The sequence below is a fragment of the Lentzea sp. NBRC 105346 genome, assembly GCF_030269605.1.
Classification (GTDB): Bacteria; Actinomycetota; Actinomycetes; order Mycobacteriales; family Pseudonocardiaceae; genus Lentzea.
Genome location: NZ_BSTQ01000033.1, coordinates 18,758 through 40,102 on the forward strand (window position 1 = coordinate 18,758; position 21,345 = coordinate 40,102).

Here is a 21,345-nt window from a genome sequence, read left to right on the forward strand (position 1 = left end):
TGCATCGCGGGGCTCCCGCGTGACCGAAAACTAGAGGCCGAGGTCGGCCTCGAACGCGCCTTCCTCCAGGCGGTTCTTCACCGTCGTGAGGAAGCGACCCGCGTCCGCACCGTCCACGAGCCGGTGGTCGTAGGTCAGCGCGAGGTACATCATCGAGCGGATCGCGATGGTGTCGTCGCCCGCCTCGTCGGTGATGACGACCGGACGCTTCTTCACGACGCCGACGCCCAGGATGCCGACCTGCGGCTGCTGGATGATCGGCGTGTCGAACAGGGCGCCGTTGCTGCCCAGGTTCGTCAGCGAGAACGTGCCGCCGGTCAGCTCGTCCGGGGTCAGCTTGTTCGACCGGGCGCGCGCGGCGAGGTCGCCGATCTTGTGCGCCAGGCCGGCCAGGTTGAGGTCGCCGGAGTTGTGGATGACGGCGTTGAGCAGGCCGCGCTCGGTGTCGATCGCCAGACCGAGGTGCTCGGCACCGTGGTAGGTGACTTCCTTGCGCTCCTCGTCGATCGACGCGTTGAGCACCGGGTGCTGCTTGAGCGCCTCGACGGCCGCCTTCGCGAAGAACGGCAGGAACGTCAGCTTGGCGCCCTCGCGGGCCTCGAACGCCTTCTTGGCCTGGTTGCGCAGCCGGGCGATCTTGGTGACGTCCACCTCGAACACCTGGGTGAGCTGGGCCGACATCTGCAGCGACTCACGCGTGCGTTGCGCGACGATCTGACGCAGGCGCGGGAGCTTCTGCACGGTGCCGCGCTTGCCGCTGTTGTCCACGGCCGCCGGGGCCGAGGTGCGGGCGGCGGGCGCAGCCGGAGCAGCGGCGGCCGGTGCCGGAGCCGGGGCCTTCTTGGCCTCGACGGCGGCGAGCACGTCCTGCTTGCGGATGCGGCCACCGACGCCGGTGCCCTTCAGCGCGTTCAGGTCGATGCCGTTCTCCTGCGCGAGCTTGCGCACGAGCGGCGTCACGTACGGCTGGCCGTTCGCGTCCTCGCCCTTCTCGGCGGCCGGAGCCGGAGCCGCCTGCGGGGCGGGCGCCGGAGCAGCGGCCGGAGCGGGGGCCGGGGCCTCCTGCTTCGGGGCCTCCTGCTTGGGGGCCTCGGGCTGCGGAGCGGGAGCCGGGGCGGACGCCTGCGCCGGAGCACCGGAGCCGATGACGGCGAGCTGGCCGCCGACCTCGACGGTCTCGTCCTCACCCGCGGTGATCGACAGCAGCGTGCCGGCGACCGGGGACGGGATCTCGGTGTCGACCTTGTCGGTCGAGACCTCGAGCAGCGGCTCGTCGACCTCGACGCTGTCGCCGACCTGCTTCAGCCACCGCGTGACGGTGCCCTCGGTGACGGACTCGCCGAGCGCGGGCATCACGACCGGCGTGCCCTCGCCCGAGCCCTGCTGACCCGACGAGGCGGGCGCGGGGGCGGGAGCCTCGGACGGTGCCGCGGAAGGCGTCTCCTGCTGAGGAGCCTCCTGCTGGGGAGCCTCCTGCTGCTGGGGCGCTTCTTCCTGCTGCGGCGCGGGGGCGGACGAAGCCGAGTCGTCGCCGTCACCGATCACGGCGAGCTCGCCGCCGACCTCGACGGTGTCGTCCTCCTGCGCGACGATCTTCTGCAGAACGCCGGCCGCGGGCGACGGGATCTCGGTGTCGACCTTGTCGGTGGACACCTCGAGCAACGGCTCGTCCACCTCCACCCGGTCGCCTTCCTGCTTCAACCACCGGGTGACCGTGCCCTCGGTGACGCTCTCCCCAAGTGCGGGCATCTGGACGGAGAAGGCCATTGTTTCGCTGACTCCTCGTGCTCTCGTGTGGCTGACTTGATCGGGAACGGTCAGCCGTGCACGTGCAGCGGCTTGCCGGCCAGGGCGAGGAACGCCTCGCCGAGGGCTTCTGTCTGGGTCGGGTGGGCGTGGATGAGGGGGGCGACGTCCTCCGGGTAAGCCTCCCAGCTGTAGATCAGCTGAGCCTCGCCGATCAGCTCGCCGACGCGCTCGCCGACCATGGTTACGCCGACGACCGGACCGTCCGGCGCCTTGACCAGCTTCACGCCACCGGCGGTCTTGAGGATCTGGGACTTGCCGTTGCCCGCGAGGTCGTAGACGAAGACCTCGGCGGAGCCGTACTTCTCCTTGGCCGCGGCCTCGGTGAGACCGACGGAGGCGACCTCGGGCTTGCAGTACGTCACGCGCGGGATGCCGGCCTCGTCGATGACCTTCGGCTGCAGGCCCGCGATCTCCTCGGCGACGAAGATGCCCTGCTGGAACCCGCGGTGCGCGAGCTGCAGTCCGGGCACGATGTCGCCGACGGCGAACACGTTCGGAAGGTTGGTGCGCAGGCGCTCGTCGGTGATGACGAACCCGCGGTCGACCGTGACACCGGCGGCCTCGAAGTCCGCGCCGTTAGGACCACGGCCGACGGCGACGAGCAGCAGGTCGGCGTCGAGCACGTCGCCGTTCTCCAGCGTGACCTGCACGCCGTTGTCGTCCTGCTTCGCGCCGGAGAACTTCACACCGGTCTTGAACTTGATGCCACGGCGCCGGAACGCGCGCTCGAGCTGCTTGGACGCGTACTCGTCCTCGGCCGGGACCAGCCGGGGCAGCGCCTCGACGATCGTGACGTCCGCACCGAACGACTGCCACACGCTGGCGAACTCCACACCGATGACGCCGCCGCCGAGGACGACGACCTTCTCCGGGATGAAGTCCAGCGTCAGCGCCTGGTCGCTGGTGATGACCCGGCCGCCGATCTCCAGGCCGGGGAGGCTCTTGGCGTACGAACCGGTGGCGAGCACGACGTTCTTGCCGACGTAGCGCTGGCCGTTGACCTCGACCGCGTTGGGCGCGACGAACTTGCCCTCACCCTCGACGAGCGTGACCTTGTTCGCCTTCGCGAGACCCTGCAGGCCCTTGTAGAGCCGGCTGATCACGCCGTCCTTGTACGAGTTGACCCCGGCGATGTCGATGCCCTCGAGCGAGCTCTTCACACCGAACTGGTCGCCTTCGCGAGCGTTGTCCGCGACCTCCGCCGCGTGCAGCAGCGCCTTGGTCGGGATGCAGCCGCGGTGCAGGCAGGTGCCGCCCAGCTTGTCCTTCTCGACCAGCACGACGGACAGTCCGAGCTCGGCCGCGCGGAACGCGCAGGCATACCCGCCGGAGCCGCCGCCAAGGATCACGAGGTCGGCGGAGTTGTCGGTCACTGGGTCTCCTCGGGGATCTCCTCGGGATACTTCTCTCCGCGCGGGTGCGCGCGAGACACCGGCCATCTTGTCACTACTTGCCCCGACGTGACGACACGGCCCCTGAGCCCGTCTCGATGAGATCAATTCACGGACTCAACACAGGGAGTCCTGGCACCATGGAGTGAGAAAACCGCAGGAGGTGCCCGGTGGGGCTGTTCGATCGTTTCCGCAGGAAGTCACGCCCCGGCGTGCTGCGTACCGCGTCCTCACAGGACACCGGTCACCTGGAGCAGTGGGCCGCGACCCGGCGTGGCGTCGAGGCCTATGTGGAACCCCGGACGACGGTGACCGAGACCACTGTGGTGCTGGTCGCGCATGACGGCGAGTGGACGCGGCGTCGCATCGACGGCACCGAGGGCGCGCGCCGGCTGGCCAAGAAGCTCGGGATCCCGTGCTACGACGCGGGCATCGTCGGCTACCCCAAGCGCATGCGCGAGTACACGGCGCGCCGGAAAGCGAACGGGAGCTAGCGCACCCTTCCGGTGCTGACCGTCACGGGGTCGTGGCGCACCGGGAAGTTCACGCTCGCCGCGATGAAGCACATCGCGTGCGCCTTCTCGTGCAAGGCCTGCGCGGTGTCCTCGGTCTGCGGGTCCGCGACCGTCACGCGCGGGTTCAGCGTCACCTCGGTGAACCGGCCGCTGCCGTCCGCGTGCTCGGTCATCAGCCCGATGGCGTGATCCCGGTAGTCGATCACGACGACGCCGTTCACGCTGGCCAGGTGCAGGTACCACAGCATGTGGCACTGCGACAGTGACGCGACCAGCAGCTCCTCCGGGTTGTACCGCGAGCGGTCACCGCGGAATGACGGGTCCGACGAACCCAGGATCACCGGCTTGCCGACGACCCGGACCTCGTGGGCGCGTTCGAAGTCGCGGTAGCCCGCGGTGCCGCGGCCGGTGTTGCCGGTCCACACGAGATCGACTTCGTAGTGGTGCGTCCCCATGGGCCGATCCTCTCTCGCGAGACGTTCGTTGCACAGACACGAACAGCCACAGTGAGAAGTTCGACACTGGTGCCGTGAAGGGCACCCTCAGGACACCAGACGTCCTGAGGGTGCCCTTCACGGCACTTCCACTCAGCCGTTCGCCGCGATGTCCGCCAGCACGGCCGCGATGGTCCGCACCGGAACGCCGGTGCCGCCCTTCGCCGTGTACCCGTAGGCGCCACCCGAGTGGTAAGCCGGACCGGCGACGTCGATGTGCGCCCACTCAACGCCGTCGGCGATGAACTCGCGCAGGAAGATGCCCGCCGCGAGCATGCCGCCCCACCGGTGCCCGGTGACGTTCGCCAGGTCGGCGAGCCGCGAGTCGAGGTCCGCGCGCAGCTCCTCGGGCAGCGGCATGGCCCACGCGCTCTCGCCGACCGCGCGGCCCAGCGCCGCGACGCGGTCGCGGAACGAGTCGGAGCCCATGACACCCGCGGTGCGCTTGCCGAGCGACACGACCTGGGCGCCGGTCAGCGTCGAGGTCTCGATCAGGTAGTCGGGGTTGTCCTCGCCCGCGCGCACGATGGCGTCGGCCAGGATCAGCCGGCCCTCGGCGTCGGTGTTGAGCACCTCGACGGTCTTGCCGCCGTACATGGTCAGCACGTCGCCGGGGCGGTAGGCGTCGCCGGACGGCATGTTCTCCGCCATCGGGACGGTCGCGATGATCTCCAGCGGGTACTTCAGCTTCGCCGCCAGGACCATGGTCGCGACGATCGCCGCGGCGCCGGACATGTCGGACGACATCTCGTCCATGCCCGCGGCCGGCTTGATCGAGATGCCGCCGGTGTCGAACGTGATGCCCTTGCCGATCAGGGCGACCTTCTTGGTCGCCTTGGCGCCCTTGTAGGCGATGCGCACCAGGCGCGGCTGGCGCGCCGAGCCGCCGCCGACACCGAGGATGCCGCCGTAGCCCTTCTTGCGCAGCTGCTTCTCGTCGAGCACCTCGACGTCGAGGCCCGCGTCGGTGGCGAGCTTGGCGGCGCGGTCGGCGAACGAGCCGGGGTACAGGTCGTTCGGCGGGGTGTTGATGAAGTCGCGGGCGATGATCACGGACTCGGCGATCGCGGTCGACGCCTTCACCGTCGCGCGGGCCTCCTTGGAGACCGGCGCGTGCAGGTCGACCTTCGCGACCGGGCCGTCGCCCTTGTCCGACTTGTACTCGGTGAAGCCGTACGCACCGAGCAGCGTGCCCTCGACGGCCGCGCCGAGGTGCACCGACGCGAGCGTCGTGACGGCCTTCTTCTTGCCGCCCAGCGCACGCGCGGCGACACCGGAGGCGCGGCGCACCTGCTCCTCGCCTGCCTCCTTGCCCAGGCCGGCGGCGAGCACGACCGGCGTGGCGAGCTTGCCGAACGTCGGCACCTTCACCAGCTCGCCGTCCTTGCCGGACGCGCCGAGCGTGCGCAGCGTCTCGACGAGCGTGCCGTCGAACGCCGCGTCCACCGCCTCGGCGCCGGGCGCCAGCGCCAGTCCGTCCGGACCCTGCAGCGTGCCCACGACGACGGCGTCCGCGGTGATGCTGCTCAGGTCACCTTCAGTGAGGGCCAGCTTCGGGGCTGTCACGTGCTGCTCCAGGTTGTGCGCAGGGTCGGGTCCACGAAATCGTGAACCATGCTAAAGGTCGGCCGTCACCGCCAGTGCCGAGGGCCGACTCGACCGGCCCAACTTCGTCGCAGCGCGTAGCGAGACAACCGGGTACGGCATCAACCGACCGGGTGGTTACCGCCGGGCGGAGCATCTGCGACTGTGTACCGGTGACGCAAACGCCACGCGCCATCGTGTTGGGCCTCTCCGCGATGCTCGGCGCAGGGGTGTTCGCCGGGTTCGCCCCCGCGGCCGCGCTGGCCGGCTGGTGGTTCGTCCCCGCACTGCTGCTCTCCGCGGCCGCCGCCCTGTGCTCGGCCTTCTCGACGGCGGACCAGTCGCGCGCGCTGCCGGAGACCACCGGCTACGGCTTCATCCGCAACCAGCTCGGCCCGTGGTCCGCGCGCCTGGGCGCCAGCGGCTACCTGCTCGGCCGGTTCGCGATGGCCGCGGCGATCGCCACGATGTTCGGCGCCTACGTCTTGCCCGAGTCCCCGGCGACCGCGGCCGTCCTGTTGATCACCGGCACCGTGCTGCTCACCGCCACGGGATTCCGCTGGACGCCCGCGCTCAGCTGGGCCGCCGCCATCTTCGTGGTCGTCGTCCTCGCGCTGGTCGTCGTCTCGTGCTTCTCCATCGCACCGCCCCAGGCCGTCACCACCACCGGGAACACGCGCGAGCTGGTCGGCGTCGGCGCGCTCCTCTTCGCGGCGTTCCTGGGCTTCGAACGCATCACCGTCGACTCCGGCCTGTCCGAGCGCACGCTGCGGATCGCGATCCCGGTGACGATCGGCGGCGCGCTCGCCGTCTACCTGGCGGTCGGCGTGGGCGTGCACCGCCAGCTCGGCACCGACCGGCTGGCCCTCTCGCCCGCACCGCTCCGCGACGCGCTCGCCGCGGCCGACGCCGCGGCACTGATCCCGCTGGTGCAGGCGGCCGCGGCCGTCGCGGCAGTGTCCACGTTGTACTTCGTGCTCTCCGGCACGCGCCGCACGATGACCGCGATGGTCGAGCACGGCGACCTGCCGCGCCCGCTCGGGCGCGCCCCGCGCGCGGTCGACGTCCTCGCGGGCGCCGCCATGATCGTCGCCGCGCTGCTGATGCCGCTCGGTCTCGCGCTCGGCGTGGCCGCGTGCGCGTCGCTGTTCTACTACGCGTTCACCAACGCGTCCGCCCGCATCCTGTTGCAGGACGAGCGGACCTGGCCGATGCGCACGGCGTGCCTCGGCCTCGGCCTCTCGGTGCTGCTGGCGATGAGCGTTCCGGTTCCCGCGCTGCTGACGACGCTGGCCGGCCTGGCCGTGGGCACCGCCCTCTTCGGACTGCCCGCCGTCGTGCGCCGGCCGCGGACCACGCTGCGCGCGACCTAGTTCGTGACGAGTGTGATGAGCATGATCGCGGCGTAGATCACGTACCAGACGATCGCGCCGGTGGACGGGCCCTTGACCTTGTCCCTGGCCGAGTTCCAGACGATGAAGAAGACCAGCACGCAGAACGCCGCGCCCGCCGTCGCGACGGGGCCACCGAGTCGCCAGCCCGCCATCAGCGTCAGGCCGGAGCCGAGCACCAGCAGGGCCCATTGCAGGAACAGCCGGAGATCCGCACCGGCCGTGGTCTTCTCGCTCATGGGCGCACAGAGTAGTTCCCGATCTTCACCTCGTGGAGCGGAACCGGAATGGTTGGACGTCCGAGTTTTGGGAACACGATTTTCCGAACGGCGATCCGGGCATTACCGTGCACACATGACGACGTCGTTGCCTTTCACCCGGACCCCCAACCCGCAGCCGGCGACCCCGGAGCGCGTTGCGGAGGTACTCGCGAAGCCGGGCTTCGGGCAGCACTTCACCGACCACATGGTGACGATTCGTTGGAACCGGGAGCAGGGCTGGCACGACGCGGTCGTCGGCCCGTACGGCTCACTGCAGCTGGATCCCGCCGCGATGGTGCTGCACTACGGCCAGGCGATCTTCGAAGGGCTCAAGGCCTACCGCCAGCCCGACGGATCGATCGCATCCTTCCGTCCCGAGGCCAACGCCGCGCGCTTCCGCGCCTCGGCCGTCCGCCTCGCCATGCCGGAACTGCCGGACGAGCTGTTCCTCCAGTCGATCCGCGAGCTGGTCGACATCGACGGCCGGTGGGTGCCCACCGCCGAGGAGGAGTCGCTCTACCTGCGCCCCTTCATGTTCTCCACGGAGAAGGGGCTCGGAGTCCGGCCGGCCGGCGAATACATCTACGTTCTCATCGCCTCACCCGCGGGCTCCTACTTCCCCGGCGGCATCAAGCCGGTTTCCGTGTGGCTGTCCACCGAGTACGTGCGCGCCGCACCCGGCGGCACCGGTGCGGCCAAGTTCGCAGGCAACTACGCCGCCTCCCTCGTCGCCCAGGCGCAGGCCGCCGAAAAGGGCTGTGACCAGGTCGTGTGGCTCGACGCCATCGAGCGCCGCTGGGTCGAGGAGATGGGCGGGATGAACCTGTTCTTCGTCTTCGACGACAAGGTCGTGACGCCCGAGCTCACCGGCACGCTGCTGCCGGGCATCACCCGCGACTCGCTCCTCAAGCTGGCCGGCGACCTCGGCTACCAGACCGAGGAACGCCGCGTCTCCACCGAGGAGTGGGAGAAGAAGGCCGAGTCCGGCGAGCTCACCGAGGTGTTCGCGTGCGGTACGGCGGCGGTGATCACGCCGGTCGGCTACGTGAAACACGCGGGCGGCGAGTTCTCGGTGTCCGAGGGCAAGACCGGCGAGCTGACCATGAAGCTGCGCGAACGGCTGACCGGCCTGCAGCACGGCCACGTGGCCGACGAGCACGGCTGGATGACCAAGCTCGCTTGATTCTGGGCATCAGCTGAGCAGGGACCTGGGTTCGTGGACGGGATCCGTTCACGAACCCGCTCTCTGCAACGACAAGGGGTCGATGTTGCCGACGCTGTTAGGACGCGTGCAAAGTCGTGACCTTGATGCCATCGAAGGATATGTAGATCGTTTCCTCGGTCGCTCCCGCCGATGGTTGATCGGACACCGTGAAGATTATTCTGGTGTTCGCGGGCGGGACAGCCGAGGTGGACGTCGGCTTGCCGAAGTCCACGACAGACGCCGCAGCTGAGCTGGAGACCTGTGTCTGTGGCTGGATGAAACCGAAGCCGTTGCCGGCGAAGGCCGAGCTACCGGTGCAGGTGAGGCCGATCACCGCCGTGACGATCGCGACCTGACCCGTCAGTGGAATGGTCACGGCCCCTCCCTCCAACGGGTGAAATACGTCTGCATGGAGGAGTCGGAAATGCGTTGGGCGTTGTTACGCGGCGCCCGTCGTCAGCTGAGCACGACCAGTACCGCAAGAGTCGAGAGTTCGGCGGCAGCACCGAGGACGTCCCCGGTGATGCCGCCGAACCGCTTTCTGGTGTGCTGCACGAGAAACGCGGTGACCGCGAACGCCAGCACGATCGCCAACGGCCCGCGCACACCGAAGTACGCGGACACGCCCAGCAACCCCAGCCACCACGCCGCGACCGTCCACACCGGCTGCGTCCCGGCGACCAGCGCGCCCAGTCCCTCGGGCCGGGCCGCGGGGACCCCGCGCAGGCAGCAGATCCCGAACGCCGCGCGCCCCGCCGTCAATGCCAGCACGACCGCTTCCCAAGGCACGGCGGGAAAAGCGGCCGCCTGCGCGCCGAGCACCACGATCAGCGTGACGACCGCGAACGGTCCGGCGCCGCCGTCCTTCATGACCTGCAGCGCGCGCTCCGGCGGTCCGTAGCAACCGAGCCCGTCCGCGGTGTCGGCCAGTCCGTCGAGGTGCATGCCGCGTGTCGCCAGCGCGAGCAGCCCCACGACGAGGAACCCGGCCAGCAACGACGGCATGCCCACATAGGACAGTCCGAACAGGACCGCCGCGGCGAGAAGTCCCAGCAGCGCGCCGACAATCGGCGCGCAGGCGATCGCCCGGCGGGCGGCGGCGGTGTCGACCTCGCCACGCACCCGCACGGGCAGGATCGTCAGCCAGGACAGCGCGAGGAGCATCAGTCCTTGCCTGAGATTCCAGCGCTGTCGAACGTGGCCATCTCCGCGAGGATCTTCGTCGCGGCGATCACCAGCGGCAGCGCCGCCACCGCGCCCGAGCCCTCGCCGAGCCGCATCTCGAACTCCAGCAACGGCTTCAGCGACAGGTGTGCCAGCGCGATCGCGTGCGCGGGCTCGGCCGACTGGTGTCCCGCGACCCACCACTCGCGCGCCCCCGGCGCCATCTCCTCGGCGACGACCGCGGCGGCACCGACGACGACGCCGTCCAGGATCACCGGCGTGCGGCGCACCGCCGCCTGCGCCAGGAACCCAGCCATGGCCGCGATGTCCGCGCCGCTGGACGACGCGAGCAGCGCCACCGGGTCGCTGATGTTGAGCCGGGCCCGGCGCAGCGCGTCGCGGATCGCCGCGGTCTTGCGCATCCAGCCCTGGTCGTCGATGCCGGTGCCGCGGCCGACGACGGCGACCGGCTCGGAACCGGTCAGCGACGCGATCAGCACCGCGGACGGGGTGGTGTTGCCGATGCCCATGTCGCCCGCGACGAGCAGGTCCGCGCCCGCGTCGACCTCCTCGTCGGCGATCTGACGACCGGCGGCGATCGCGGCTTCGCACTCCTCGCGCGTCAGCGCGTCCTCGCGGTCGATCGACCCCGACGAACGCCGGACCTTGAGCTCGCCGACGGGCGTGTCGCCGTCGACGGCCATGTCGACCACGCGGACCGTGGCCCCCGCGACCTGCGCGAGCACGTTGACCGCGGCGCCGCCCTTGAGGAAGTTGCCGACCATCTGGCCGGTGACCTCGCTGGGGAACGCCGAGACGCCGTGCCGCGCGACCCCGTGGTCACCGGCGAAGACGACGACGCGCGGCCGCGTGAACGGCCGGGGCGGGCAGGTGCCCTGGCATGCCGCGACCCAGTTGCCGATCTCCTCGAGCCGTCCCAGCGAGCCGAGCGGCTTGGTCAGCACGGCCTGTCGTGCCTCGGCCTCGCGCAGAACGGCCTCGGACGGCGGCTCAACGGGCGGAAACTCCGTGCTCACCTGGTGCTCCTAACGCAGTCGCAGGGGAATGCCGGCGACGAGGAGCAGCACCTCGTCGCACACCTCGGCGAGCCTGGCGTTCAGCGAACCGAGGTGATCGCGGAAGAGTCTGCCTGAGTGAGTGCTCGGCACGACGCCGAGCCCGACCTCCGCCGACACGAGCACCAGCCGCGTGCGGCACGTGCTGACGGACGTGACGAGCTCGCTGATCTCCCGCTCGACGAGGTCGAGCCCGCGGCCCTCCCACGTCCCCGCGTCGTCCAGCGCGTTGACCAGCCACGTCGACATGTCGTCGACCAGGATCGGCGGATCTTCGGGCTGCGTGGCGGTGAGCAACGCGGACACGTCGCCGGGAGCGGGGGCGTCGACGGTGTGCCACGTGGCCGGCCTCCGCGCCACGTGCAGTGCGATCCGTGCGTCCCAGTCCGGGTCGTCGGGATAGCGCCGCGACGTTGCGACGTAAGTCACGATCGCGTCGGTGAGCAGGCCTTCTGCGTGCGCGGACTTGCCACTGCGGGCTCCGCCGAGCACCAATGTCCTTCGGGTCACGGGTTAGCCTTCGTCCATGGACTTCCGCTGGCGCTACCAGGATGCACAGGGCCGTGAGGTGCCCGGCCCCGAGGTCGCCTTCGCGGACCAGCAGGAGGCCGAGGAGTGGTTCAGCTCCTGCTGGCAGGAGCTGCTCGACGACGGCGTCGAACAGGTCACCCTGCTGCACGCGGAGTCCGAGGTGTACGGGCCTATGAGTCTCTACTCGGCCTAAAAACCATTCCCCTTACCTTTAGAAAGCCGAGCTTGTCGTAGAACGGCACGACGTCGTCGTCGCACACGATGTCGATGCTGTAGACGGCGCCGATCTCGTCGACGATCCGCTTGACGAGCTCCTGGCCGATGCCGCGCCCCTGGTATTCGGGCAGAACTTCGAGCAGCGGCAGGTAGGCGGAGAAGACGCCGTCCGAGAGTCCGGTGACGAAGCCGACGACCCGATCTCCGTCGAACGCGAGGACCGCGTGCTGGGCCCGCCGCAGGATCGTCAGGTGCTCGTCCGGCGACGGCGGCGACGGCCAGCCGACGAAGAACCCGGTCAGCTGGTCCGGGCGAAGGTCGTCCGGTACGCGTCGGTAGCGGATCACGGGCCAAGATTAACCCCGACTTCGTTAGCAAGCCGAACGAATTCCGTTTAAGCTCCGATGCATGGAGTTCCGACGTCTCGGCCGTAGCGGCTTGAACATCAGCGAAATCTCGTACGGAAACTGGCTCACCCACGCCTCGCAGGTCGAGGAGGACCAGGCCCACGCCTGCGTGAAGGCCGCGCTCGACGCCGGCATCACCACGTTCGACACCGCCGACGTCTACGCGAACACCGCCGCCGAGTCCGTTCTCGGCCGCGCGCTGTCCGGCGTGCGCCGTGAGTCGATCGAGCTGCTGACCAAGTCCTACTGGCCGACCGGCCCCGGCGGCCCGAACGACCGCGGCCTGGGCCGCAAGCACATCATCGAGTCGGCTCACGCGTCGCTCCGCCGCCTGCAGACCGACTACCTGGACCTTTACCAGGCGCACCGGTTCGACCACACGGTGCCGCTGGAGGAGACGATGCTCGCGTACAGCGACCTCGTCCGCCAGGGCAAGGTGCTGTACATCGGTGTCTCGGAGTGGACCGCCGAGCAGATCGCGCGCGGCGCTCAGCTGGCTCGCGAGCTGAAGGTGCCGTTCATCTCGCACCAGCCGCAGTACTCGATGCTGTGGCGCGTCATCGAGTCGCAGGTCGTGCCGACCTGTGAGCGCGAGGGCATCAGCCAGATCGTCTTCTCGCCGATCGCGCAGGGCATCCTGACCGGCAAGTACCTGCCCGGTGCTGAGGTGCCATCCGGTTCGCGTGGTGCCGACGAGCGCGGTTCCCGGATGATCGCCCGCTGGATGCGCGACGACGTGCTGACCGCCGTCCAGGGCCTGCAGCCGCTGGCCGCCGAGGCGGGCCTGACGATGGCGCAGCTGGCCGTCGCGTGGGTGCTGCAGAACCCGAACGTCGCGTCCGCGATCATCGGCGCCTCGCGGCCCGAGCAGGTCCAGGAGAACGTGAAGGCGGCCGGCGTGAAGTTGGACGCCGACCTGCTGAAGAAGATCGACGAGGTCCTCGAGGGCGTCATCACCGACGACCCGCGCCTGACCGCGGAGGGCTGAGCAAGGGTGAGGCCCCGGCGCTCGGTGCGCCGGGGCCTCACTGCGGTCTGCGACGCCTCGGTGGTGACGTCGGATCGCGTGCCCTCGTCCGCGCCCACCACACGACCCATGCCTGAACGCACGGACACGCGTCAACGTCCGCACACTGTCGGACCTGCTGAGTAGCCTCGGATTCGGGGGCCCACCCGCCGGCGCGCCGGATTACGCAGCCCCGGCCGAGCGTAGCGACCGGGTCCGACAGTCCTACTTGATCGCGTCGCCGGGGGACACGCGCGGCTTCGGCACGCGGAGCCGGCGCAGCTGGCTGGCCCGGATGAACGAGTACCAGCCGATCGACAGCGCCTTGATCGGCTCGTTCGGGAACTTCTGCCGCACCCGCTTCGTCACGAGCCGGCCCAGCACGAAGCCCTCGACGATCATCGCCAGCAGCATGAACGTCGTCGCCAGCGTCGCGTACTGCTGGATCTTCACCGACGGCACCAGCAGCGCGACGAACACCAGGATCGCCAGCGGCATGAACAGGCCCATGAGGTTGCGCCGCGAGTCGACGAGGTCGCGGATGTACGCCTTGACCGGCCCGCGGTCGCGCGGCAGCAGGTACTTGTCGTCGCCCGCGAGCATCCGCTGACGGCGTTCGGCCGCGGCGGCACGGCGCTCTTCCTTGTTCACCTTGCTGCCGCGCATGCGCTTGAACGCCTCGCGCTGCGTGCGGGGCGGCGGCGGCACGGGCCCGGAGCGCCTGCCCTGCGCTTCACGCCGCTTCGGGGTGGCGCGCCCCTTGCCCTGGGTACGCCCCTTCTCGATCGGGGGAGCCACCTCGGCGTCGGTCTCGGGGGCTTCGGTGGCGTCGGCGGAACTACGGCGCAGGAACCTCACGCGCACAAGGGTATGACAAGGGCTTCTGTACCTTTCGCGAGGTGCGCGTACTCATCGCTCCGGACTGCTTCGGCGGCACGCTCACCGCCCGCGAGGCCGCTTCAGCCATGGCCGCGGGGTGGCGTTCGGCCAAGCCCGCGGACGAGTTGGTGCTGCGGCCGCTGGCCGACGGCGGACCCGGATTCGTCGACGTCCTGCACGCCTCGCTGGGCGGGACGGTGCACTCGGTCTCGGTCACCGGGCCGCTCGGCACCCCGGTGACCGCGCGCTGGCTGGAGCACGACGGCACCGCGTACATCGAGTCGGCGGAGGCATGTGGGCTGCACCTGGTGCCGGCCGGGATGCGGCCGGAGGTGTGCGAGACGGTGACGACGCGCGGGGTCGGTGAGCTGATCCGGGCCGCGTGGCACCTCGACACGATCGTCGTCGGGCTGGGCGGCTCAGCGACGACGGACGGCGGCGCGGGCCTCTTCGAGATCCTCGACGATCTTGAACCCGCGGGGGCGTCCCCCGGTTCCAGTCTATCGACCACCACCGACAGTTCCGGCTCGCCCGCGGGGAGTTATCCACAGGCCAGCCAGCCCGCGGGGGCGCCCCCCGGTTCCAGCGTATCGGCGAGGTCTGACAGTTCCGGGCCGCGCGCGAAGAGTTATCCACAGCTCATCGCCGCTTCGGACGTCGAGAATCCCCTCCTCGGCCCCCACGGCGCCGCCCGCACCTTCGGCCCCCAGAAGGGCGCCTCACGAGAAGCCGTAGAACGCCTCGAAGCGAAACTGGCCGCGATGGACCGCCTGAAAGCCGTCCAAGACGTCCCTGGCGCGGGCGCCGCGGGCGGCCTGGGAGCGGCCCTCCTCAGCCTGGGCGCCACCATCGAGTCCGGCGCAGGCCTGGTACGAGAGAAAACGCGTCTCGACGATGCCCTGAACGGAGCAGACCTGGCCGTCACCGGCGAGGGCAGCTTCGACTGGCAGTCGCTCAGAGGCAAGCTGGTCACCGCCGTGGCACAAGGCGCCGCCAGAAAGGGCATCCCGTGCATAGTCCTGGCCGGCCAGGTGAGCGTCGGACGCCGGGAGGCGGCGAGCGCCGGGGTGCAGGCCGCGTATTCGGTGAGCGAACACGCGGGCAGCACCGAACGCTCACTCAACGCACCAAGGGAAACACTGGAAGCGCTGGCCGCGCACGTGGCGCGGCAGTGGTCCACGTGACGTTCGCCATGTCGAACACCTGTGGGACCATGGGAAGTGGAACAAAGCGGGATCTGCCCGTGTTAGTCAAGGGCGAACGCCCGCGTAAGGACCTCTGAGGAGAGCCATGACGACCGCTCAGGACGCTGCTTCGAACGCTGACGCGCCGGCCCACGGCGTGACGCTGACCGAGGCCGCCGCCGTCAAGGCGAAGGCGCTGCTCGACCAGGAGGGCCGCGACGACATGCACCTCCGCATCGCCGTCCAGCCCGGCGGCTGTGCTGGTCTGCGCTACCAGCTGTTCTTCGACGAGCGCACGCTCGACGGTGACGCCTTCCGTGACTTCGGTGGCATGAAGGTCGCCGTCGACCGGATGAGCGCGCCGTACGTCGAGGGCGCCACCATCGACTTCGTGGACACCATCGAGAAGCAGGGCTTCACGATCGACAACCCGAACGCGGGCGGCTCCTGCGCCTGCGGCGACTCGTTCCACTGAGTCATCGAACAAAGGCCGCGACCCCATAGGGGCTCGCGGCCTTTGTCGTGTGTGTTCTAGACGAACATGTCCAGGTTCTCGACCTGGCGCACGCACGAGTCGTCGACGTGCCAGCTCGCCGCCGCACGGGGAACGGGCAGCGGGTGCTCCGGGTGGGTGATCGCGAACGGGATCTGCGCGCAGTCCTCGATCAGCTCGGTCATCGTGGTCGCGTCGGGTTCTGTCACGTCAACGACCGTAGGTCGGCGCTCTGACCTGCGATAGCCCTACCAAACGGTAGTGTTCTTGAGTCATCCTTCAGGGTTAACGGCCAGACTGCATCGCTGAATCGAACAACGAAGGGGAGGGCGCTCTCGTGCCCGTAGCTGTCTGCGGAAGCATCGCCACCGACCATCTGATGCACTTTCCGGGCAGGTTCGCCGAGCAGCTGGTCGCAGACCGCCTCGACCGGATCTCGCTGAGCTTCCTCGTCGACGACCTCGTCGTCCGGCGCGGCGGCATCGGCGCCAACATCGCGTTCGGCCTGGGTGTGCTCGGCCGGCAGCCCATTCTCGTGGGCGCCGTCGGCAAGGACTTCGACGACTACCGCTCGTGGCTCGAGCGGCACGGCGTGGACACCAGGGGCGTGCACGTCTCCGAGGTCGCGCACACCGCGCGGTTCGTCTGCACGACGGACGACGACATGTGCCAGATCGCGTCGTTCTACGCGGGCGCCATGGCCGAGGCCCGGCTCATCGAGCTGGAGCCGATCGCGCGCGGCGGCCTCGAGCTGGTCCTGATCAGCCCGGACGACCCGCAGGCGATGCTCCGGCACGCCGAGGAGTGCCGCCAGCGCGGCTACACCTTCGCGGTCGACCCGTCCCAGCAGCTGGCCCGCATGGACGGCGAACAGGCGCGGGCGTTCGTCGAAGGCGCCAAGTACCTGTTCAGCAACGACTACGAGTGGGAGTTGCTGCTGCAGAAGACCGGCTGGACCGAGGCGGACGTGCTGTCCCGCGTCGGCATGCGCGTCACCACGCTCGGCGAGAAGGGCGTGGAGATCGTCGACCAGGACGGCCTCGCGCTGCAGATCCCGGCCGTGGCCGAGGTCGCCAAGACCGACCCGACGGGCGTCGGCGACGGCTTCCGCGCGGGCTTCCTCGCCGGTGTCTCCAGCGGCCTGACGCTCGAACGCGCCGCGCAGCTCGGCTCGCTCATCGCCGTGCTGGTGCTGGAGACCGTCGGCACGCAGGAGTGGGTGCTGGACCGCGAGGCGGCGATCACCCGCATCAGCCAGGCGTTCGGCCCCGACGCCGCCGAGGAGATTGCCGCCGTACTCCCCGCATAGGCAAGATCGGGGGGCATGGGGAACTACTTGTTCGGCAACACCGGGGAGTTGCTGGAATCGCACTTCGGCGCACTGAGTGATCTGCTCGATGCGGGCACTTTCGCCCGCATCGAGCAGCTCGGCCTCCCGGAGAGCGCCCGCTGCCTGGAGATCGGCGGCGGTGGCGGCTCGGTCACCAGCTGGCTGGCCGACCTCGTCGGACCGCGCGGCGACATCACCGCGACCGACCTCGACGTCGACCGGCTCGCACCGCTCGAACGCGACAACGTCACCGTGCTGCGCCACGACGTCGTGCGCGACGTGCTGCCGGAGAACGCCTACGACCTCGTCCACGCCCGCCTCGTCCTGATCCACCTGCCCGAACGCGACGCCGTGCTGCGCAAGCTGGTCCGCGCGCTGCGGCCCGGCGGCCGGCTGCTGCTCGACGAGTTCGATTGCCGGCCGTTGCACGTCCTCACCGCGCCCACGCCCGAGGACGCGGAACTGATCATGCGGGTCAAGGACGCCCTGCTGACGCTGCTGGAACAGGCGGGCGCCGACGTCACCTACGGCGCCCGCATCGAGAAGGCGTTGCGGGACAACGGACTACGCGACGTCGCCGCGGTGCGCGAGGTCGACGAGTGGCAGGGCGGCGAGGCGGGCTGCGCGCTGCTCGCGGGCAACGTGTTGCAGACCCGCGGCCGCATGCCGCTGCCCGATCCCGACGTGGACCGGTTCGTCGAGCTCATGGGCGACCCGGCCGTCGTGCTCAGCGGCTACGCGGTCTGCTCGGCCTGGGGTACGCGCTAGCTAGAGCTTCACCGGGTAGTGCGGCTCCGGCACCTCGGGCACGATCCGGCCCTCGACGAAGATCCCGTGCCAGATCATGAACACCAGCAGCGCCCAGATCCGGCGGCTGTGGTCGAGGATGCCGGACCGGTGCTCCTCGATGATCCGCAGCACGGCGTGCTTGTCGAGGTACTGGTCCGTCTGCGACGCCTGCACGTGCGCGACCGCCCAGTCGTGCATCTCGTCGCGCAGCCAGTGCCGGATCGGCACCGGGAAGCCGAGCTTGCGCCGGTTCAGCACGTGCGCGGGCACGATGTCGCGGATCGCCTTGCGCAGCGCGAACTTCGTGGTGTCCTTGGTGATCTTCAGCTCGGACGGGATCTGCGACGCGACGGCGAACACCTCGGGGTCGAGGAACGGCACCCGCAGCTCCAGCGAGTTCGCCATGGTCATCTTGTCCGCCTTGACCAGGATGTCGCCGCGCAGCCACGTGAACAGGTCGACGTGCTGCATGCGCGTCACCGGGTCCCACGCCTGGGACTCGCGGTACGGCTGCGCGGTCACGTCCTGGTGCGACACCGAGGGGGAGTAGGTCCGCAACACCGACCGCAGGTGGTCGTCGAGGAAGATGCGCGCGTTGCCGTAGTAGCGCTCCTCCAGCGTCAGCGCCCCGCGGCGCAGCAGATCCTTGCCGCGCACGCCCTGCGGGATCTTCGTGGACACTTTGCCCATCGCCTTGCGCAGCGCGCCCGGCACCTTGTCGAACGGCGCCAGCGACAACGGCTCGCGGTAGATCGTGTACCCGCCGAACAGCTCGTCCGCGCCCTCACCGGACAGCACGACCTTCACGTGCCTGCGCGCCTCGCGCGCGATGAACCACAGCGGCACCAGCGCCGGGTCCGCCACCGGGTCGTCGAGGTACCACGTGATCAGCGGCAGCGAGTCCATCATCTCCTGCGCCGACACGGTCCGGACGACGTGCTTCACCCCGATCGCCGCAGCGGACTCCGCCGCCACGTCGACCTCCGAGTAACCCTGCCGCTCGAAGCCCGTCGTGAACGTCAGCAGGTCCGGGTTGTGCTCCTTCGCCAGCGCCGCGATGACCGTCGAGTCGATGCCGCCGGACAGGAACGAGCCGACGGTCACGTCCGCGCGCATGTGCTTGGCCACCGAGTCGCGCAGCGCCGCGGTGATCTCGTCGTACAACGCGTTCGCCTGGGCCTCGCTGTTCACGCCGCGCACCTTGAACGACGCCGGGAAGTACCGCTCGGCGACGACCTGACCGCCCGGCGTGAGCGTGAACGACGTGCCGGACTCGATGCGGCGCACCCCGGTCTGCAGCGACGCCGGCTCCGGCACGTACTGCAGCGTCAGGTAGTGCTGCAGCGCCCTGCGGTCCAGGTCCTGCGAGACGCCGAGGAAGTCGGCCAGCGCCAGCACGCTCTTCTTCTCGCTGGAGAACGCGGTGCCGGACGCTCCCGTCGCGTAGTAGAGCGGCTTGATGCCGAACGGGTCCCGCGCGCCGAACACGACCTTGCGCTCGGAGTCCCAGATCAGGAACGCGAACATGCCGCGCAGCCGCGACACCGCGGCCGGGCCCAGGTAGTGGTAGGCAGCGACGATCGTCTCGGTGTCACCGTCGGTCTCGAAGCGCGCGCCGTACTGGGCGGTCAGCTCCGCGCGCAGCTCCAGGTAGTTGTAGATCTCGCCGTTGAAGTTGATCGTGTACCGGCCCGGAGACTCCTCGGGCCCCCAGTGCAGCGGCTGGTGCGAGTGCTCGATGTCGATGATCGCCAGGCGGTTGAAGCCGAACACCACCTCGCCGCCCTGCCAGGTGCCGCTCTCGTCCGGCCCGCGGTGCCGCTGGCAGCGCAGCGACGCGTCCACGTCCGCTCGTGCGGCCTGGGCCGCGTGCTCGTCAGGGCAGACCAGGCCAACCAGACCGCACACGGCTTCGCACCTTTCGGGTGACGGCGGGGGAGTGCCAAGTATGCCCGCGTGCATTTGTGTGACCGAAACTGCACCGCTGGGGCCATGCCCCCAAGGGGTGAGCCGGGTTGCGCTGGGCTACGCTCCCGCATGATCCGGCAAGGGTGCATGTGCACCCTTCGCCTGCGAGCTTTTCGTGAACGAGGAGGCGGCGAGCAGTGGGCCTGAAGGAGGGCACCAGGGCTACCCGGCTGGCGAAGACCGCCGGGCTGGTCGGCCTGGTCGGGATCGGGGCCACCGGTTGCTCCACTGATGAGGTCCTGCGCTTCGGCTGGCCGGTGGCGGTCACGCCGCAGGCCGAGCGGATGCGCGAGATGTGGACCTGGTCCGTCATCGCCGCGCTCGTCGTGGGCGTGATCGTGTGGGGCCTGATCCTGTGGTCGGTGGCGTTCCACCGCAAGAAGACCGAGGAACTGCCGCGCCAGACGGCGTACAACCTGCCGCTGGAGATCGTTCTCATCGTCGTGCCGACGGTGATCGTCGCGGTGCTGTTCTACTTCACCGCGGTCACCCAGAACTACGTCACCAAGAAGACCGGTGACGCGGACGTCACGGTCGACGTGATCGCGTTCCAGTGGAACTGGGAGTTCCAGTACCCGCAGCACAAGACGTCCGAGGGCCAGGTCGTCAGCACGCTCGGCACCTCCACCGAGATCCCGCTGCTGGTCGTCCCGGAGAAGAAGTCGATCCGCTTCAACCTGCGGTCGACCGACGTCATCCACTCGTTCTTCGTGCCGGAGTTCCACTTCAAGCGCGACGTCTTCCCGCAGCCGGAGAAGAACAACCAGGACAACGTGTTCGAGATCACCTCGATCGACCGTCCGGGCGCGTTCGTCGGTCGCTGCGCCGAGCTGTGCGGCTCCTACCACTCGGTGATGAACTTCGAGGTCCGCGCGCTGCCCCAGGCCGACTGGGACCGCTACATCAAGCTGCGCGAGCAGACGAACGACAAGACCGGCAAGCCGTACTCCGCCGCCGAGGCGCTCGCCGAGGTCGGCTGCGAGTGGTGCTCGCCGCTGGCCACCACGACCACGCCGTTCAACACCGACCGGACCGCCCGTGAGGCGTCCGGCTCGGGCCGGAAGTAGGTGCAGAGCATGAAGATCGAAGCCCGCATCTTCGACCTGGTGATGGCCTTCTCGTTCCTGATGGCCGTCGTCTACGGGTACTGGACGCACCTCGACACCGGCGCGGTCGAGCCGACCGGCACCGTCGCGCTGGCGCTGACCGGTGGCCTCGCGCTGATCGTCGGCACGTACTTCCGCTTCGTCGCCCGCCGCATCGAGGTGCGCCCGGAGGACAACCCGGACGCGGACATCGCCGACGGCGCCGGTGAGCTGGGCTTCTTCAGCCCCGGCAGCTACTGGCCGATCGGCCTCGCGGCCGCCGCCGCCACCGCGGGCATCGCCGTCGCCTTCTGGCACGTGTGGCTGCTCGTGATCGGCATCGTGCTGGTGCTGATCATGGTCGGCGGCCTGGTCTTCGAGTACCACACGGGCCCCGGCCACGACTGACCGCTAACGCTATGAAGGGAGCTTTCCAAGCGCTCAGCGCTTGCTGGTGTTTTAACCGGGAAGCTCCTGATCTTTGACATGGGCACGGCCACCGCTTGATCATTTTCGGGTTCCGTCCAAAGAACTCGATCATGACAAGTGGTGGCCGTGGCTCATAGTCT

24 protein-coding genes are annotated in these 21,345 nt (G+C 69.6%); 11 read left to right on the top strand and 13 right to left on the bottom strand.

What is annotated here, in order from left to right:
* Nucleotides 1–30: 30 nt before the first annotated feature.
* Both sucB and lpdA read right to left on the bottom strand, forming a co-directional pair.
* On the bottom strand, nucleotides 31–1,767 hold the full coding sequence (sucB, locus tag QSK35_RS41475) for a 2-oxoglutarate dehydrogenase, E2 component, dihydrolipoamide succinyltransferase (RefSeq protein ID WP_285753782.1): 1,737 nt from the start codon (nucleotides 1,765–1,767) through the stop codon (nucleotides 31–33).
* Between the two features lie 50 nt (nucleotides 1,768–1,817).
* A complete protein-coding gene (lpdA, locus tag QSK35_RS41480; RefSeq protein ID WP_285753784.1) occupies nucleotides 1,818–3,182 on the bottom strand; it encodes a dihydrolipoyl dehydrogenase in 1,365 nt (454 codons plus the stop codon).
* Nucleotides 3,183–3,370: 188 nt separating this feature from the next.
* Here lpdA and QSK35_RS41485 point away from each other — a divergent pair, with 188 nt between their 5' ends.
* Nucleotides 3,371–3,694, top strand: coding sequence for an oxidoreductase (locus QSK35_RS41485; RefSeq protein ID WP_285753785.1), 324 nt, complete (start codon nucleotides 3,371–3,373; stop codon nucleotides 3,692–3,694).
* Here the strand turns inward: QSK35_RS41485 and QSK35_RS41490 are convergent.
* The gene (locus tag QSK35_RS41490) at nucleotides 3,691–4,170 is read right to left on the bottom strand and encodes an OsmC family protein (protein ID WP_285753787.1); all 480 of its coding nucleotides are present in this window, start codon (nucleotides 4,168–4,170) and stop codon (nucleotides 3,691–3,693) included. The two genes, QSK35_RS41485 and QSK35_RS41490, sit on opposite strands and share 4 nt — an antisense overlap.
* Nucleotides 4,171–4,302: 132 nt before the next feature.
* Nucleotides 4,303–5,775, bottom strand: coding sequence for a leucyl aminopeptidase (locus tag QSK35_RS41495; RefSeq protein WP_285753789.1), 1,473 nt, complete (start codon nucleotides 5,773–5,775; stop codon nucleotides 4,303–4,305).
* A 191-nt stretch (nucleotides 5,776–5,966) separates the two neighbouring features.
* Here QSK35_RS41495 and QSK35_RS41500 point away from each other — a divergent pair, with 191 nt between their 5' ends.
* On the top strand, nucleotides 5,967–7,166 hold the full coding sequence (locus QSK35_RS41500) for an APC family permease (RefSeq protein ID WP_285753791.1): 1,200 nt from the start codon (nucleotides 5,967–5,969) through the stop codon (nucleotides 7,164–7,166).
* On the opposite strand, the gene QSK35_RS41505 is transcribed toward QSK35_RS41500, so the two are convergent.
* Nucleotides 7,163–7,423, bottom strand: a complete 261-nt coding sequence (locus QSK35_RS41505; protein WP_285753793.1) for a hypothetical protein — start codon at nucleotides 7,421–7,423, stop codon at nucleotides 7,163–7,165. The two genes, QSK35_RS41500 and QSK35_RS41505, sit on opposite strands and share 4 nt — an antisense overlap.
* 115 nt (nucleotides 7,424–7,538) lie before the next feature.
* Between QSK35_RS41505 and QSK35_RS41510 the strand changes: the two genes are divergently transcribed.
* A complete protein-coding gene (locus QSK35_RS41510; protein ID WP_285753795.1) occupies nucleotides 7,539–8,627 on the top strand; it encodes a branched-chain amino acid aminotransferase in 1,089 nt (362 codons plus the stop codon).
* Between the two features lie 97 nt (nucleotides 8,628–8,724).
* Here QSK35_RS41510 and QSK35_RS41515 read toward each other — a convergent pair whose 3' ends face one another.
* The 4 genes from QSK35_RS41515 to cobU all read right to left on the bottom strand — a co-directional run bounded on the left by QSK35_RS41515 (nucleotide 8,725) and on the right by cobU (nucleotide 11,398).
* Nucleotides 8,725–9,024: a hypothetical protein gene (locus QSK35_RS41515; RefSeq protein WP_285753797.1), complete on the bottom strand. Its 300-nt coding sequence runs from the start codon at nucleotides 9,022–9,024 to the stop codon at nucleotides 8,725–8,727.
* Nucleotides 9,025–9,104: 80 nt separating this feature from the next.
* Nucleotides 9,105–9,812: an adenosylcobinamide-GDP ribazoletransferase gene (locus QSK35_RS41520; protein ID WP_285753799.1), complete on the bottom strand. Its 708-nt coding sequence runs from the start codon at nucleotides 9,810–9,812 to the stop codon at nucleotides 9,105–9,107.
* On the bottom strand, nucleotides 9,812–10,849 hold the full coding sequence (cobT, locus tag QSK35_RS41525; protein ID WP_502881787.1) for a nicotinate-nucleotide--dimethylbenzimidazole phosphoribosyltransferase: 1,038 nt from the start codon (nucleotides 10,847–10,849) through the stop codon (nucleotides 9,812–9,814). Before cobT ends, QSK35_RS41520 begins: the two co-directional genes overlap by 1 nt.
* Before the next feature lie 9 nt (nucleotides 10,850–10,858).
* Nucleotides 10,859–11,398: a bifunctional adenosylcobinamide kinase/adenosylcobinamide-phosphate guanylyltransferase gene (gene cobU / locus QSK35_RS41530; protein WP_285753801.1), complete on the bottom strand. Its 540-nt coding sequence runs from the start codon at nucleotides 11,396–11,398 to the stop codon at nucleotides 10,859–10,861.
* 16 nt (nucleotides 11,399–11,414) lie between these two features.
* Here cobU and QSK35_RS41535 point away from each other — a divergent pair, with 16 nt between their 5' ends.
* The gene (locus tag QSK35_RS41535) at nucleotides 11,415–11,612 is read left to right on the top strand and encodes a hypothetical protein (RefSeq protein WP_285753803.1); all 198 of its coding nucleotides are present in this window, start codon (nucleotides 11,415–11,417) and stop codon (nucleotides 11,610–11,612) included.
* Here QSK35_RS41535 and QSK35_RS41540 read toward each other — a convergent pair.
* Nucleotides 11,590–11,982, bottom strand: a complete 393-nt coding sequence (locus tag QSK35_RS41540; RefSeq protein ID WP_285753804.1) for a GNAT family N-acetyltransferase — start codon at nucleotides 11,980–11,982, stop codon at nucleotides 11,590–11,592. The genes QSK35_RS41535 and QSK35_RS41540 overlap by 23 nt on opposite strands.
* A gap of 61 nt (nucleotides 11,983–12,043) precedes the next feature.
* Here QSK35_RS41540 and QSK35_RS41545 point away from each other — a divergent pair, with 61 nt between their 5' ends.
* On the top strand, nucleotides 12,044–13,030 hold the full coding sequence (locus tag QSK35_RS41545; protein WP_285753805.1) for an aldo/keto reductase family protein: 987 nt from the start codon (nucleotides 12,044–12,046) through the stop codon (nucleotides 13,028–13,030).
* A 243-nt stretch (nucleotides 13,031–13,273) separates the two neighbouring features.
* Here the strand turns inward: QSK35_RS41545 and QSK35_RS41550 are convergent, their stop codons facing one another.
* Nucleotides 13,274–13,906 (bottom strand): DUF3043 domain-containing protein, encoded by a 633-nt coding sequence (locus QSK35_RS41550; RefSeq protein WP_285753807.1) that lies wholly within the window; start codon nucleotides 13,904–13,906, stop codon nucleotides 13,274–13,276.
* A gap of 41 nt (nucleotides 13,907–13,947) precedes the next feature.
* Here QSK35_RS41550 and QSK35_RS41555 point away from each other — a divergent pair, with 41 nt between their 5' ends.
* Nucleotides 13,948–15,111 carry a glycerate kinase family protein gene (locus tag QSK35_RS41555; protein WP_285753808.1) on the top strand — a complete coding sequence of 388 codons (1,164 nt, stop codon included), beginning with the start codon at nucleotides 13,948–13,950 and terminating at the stop codon, nucleotides 15,109–15,111.
* 106 nt (nucleotides 15,112–15,217) lie between these two features.
* The gene (locus QSK35_RS41560) at nucleotides 15,218–15,586 is read left to right on the top strand and encodes a HesB/IscA family protein (protein WP_285753809.1); all 369 of its coding nucleotides are present in this window, start codon (nucleotides 15,218–15,220) and stop codon (nucleotides 15,584–15,586) included.
* Nucleotides 15,587–15,642: 56 nt separating this feature from the next.
* Here the strand turns inward: QSK35_RS41560 and QSK35_RS41565 are convergent, their stop codons facing one another.
* Nucleotides 15,643–15,813 (bottom strand): hypothetical protein, encoded by a 171-nt coding sequence (locus tag QSK35_RS41565; RefSeq protein ID WP_285753810.1) that lies wholly within the window; start codon nucleotides 15,811–15,813, stop codon nucleotides 15,643–15,645.
* A gap of 170 nt (nucleotides 15,814–15,983) precedes the next feature.
* On the opposite strand from QSK35_RS41565, the gene QSK35_RS41570 reads away from it, so the two are divergent.
* Together QSK35_RS41570 and QSK35_RS41575 are read left to right on the top strand one after the other, a co-directional pair.
* Nucleotides 15,984–16,913 (top strand): carbohydrate kinase family protein, encoded by a 930-nt coding sequence (locus QSK35_RS41570; RefSeq protein ID WP_285753821.1) that lies wholly within the window; start codon nucleotides 15,984–15,986, stop codon nucleotides 16,911–16,913.
* Between the two features lie 15 nt (nucleotides 16,914–16,928).
* On the top strand, nucleotides 16,929–17,702 hold the full coding sequence (locus QSK35_RS41575; RefSeq protein WP_285753812.1) for a class I SAM-dependent methyltransferase: 774 nt from the start codon (nucleotides 16,929–16,931) through the stop codon (nucleotides 17,700–17,702).
* Here QSK35_RS41575 and asnB read toward each other — a convergent pair whose 3' ends face one another.
* Nucleotides 17,703–19,631: an asparagine synthase (glutamine-hydrolyzing) gene (asnB, locus tag QSK35_RS41580; RefSeq protein WP_285753814.1), complete on the bottom strand. Its 1,929-nt coding sequence runs from the start codon at nucleotides 19,629–19,631 to the stop codon at nucleotides 17,703–17,705.
* Between the two features lie 197 nt (nucleotides 19,632–19,828).
* On the opposite strand from asnB, the gene ctaC reads away from it, so the two are divergent.
* Nucleotides 19,829–20,758: an aa3-type cytochrome oxidase subunit II gene (gene ctaC, locus QSK35_RS41585; RefSeq protein WP_285753816.1), complete on the top strand. Its 930-nt coding sequence runs from the start codon at nucleotides 19,829–19,831 to the stop codon at nucleotides 20,756–20,758.
* Between the two features lie 9 nt (nucleotides 20,759–20,767).
* Nucleotides 20,768–21,184 (top strand): cytochrome c oxidase subunit 4, encoded by a 417-nt coding sequence (locus QSK35_RS41590; protein ID WP_285753818.1) that lies wholly within the window; start codon nucleotides 20,768–20,770, stop codon nucleotides 21,182–21,184.
* Nucleotides 21,185–21,345: the final 161 nt, after the last annotated feature.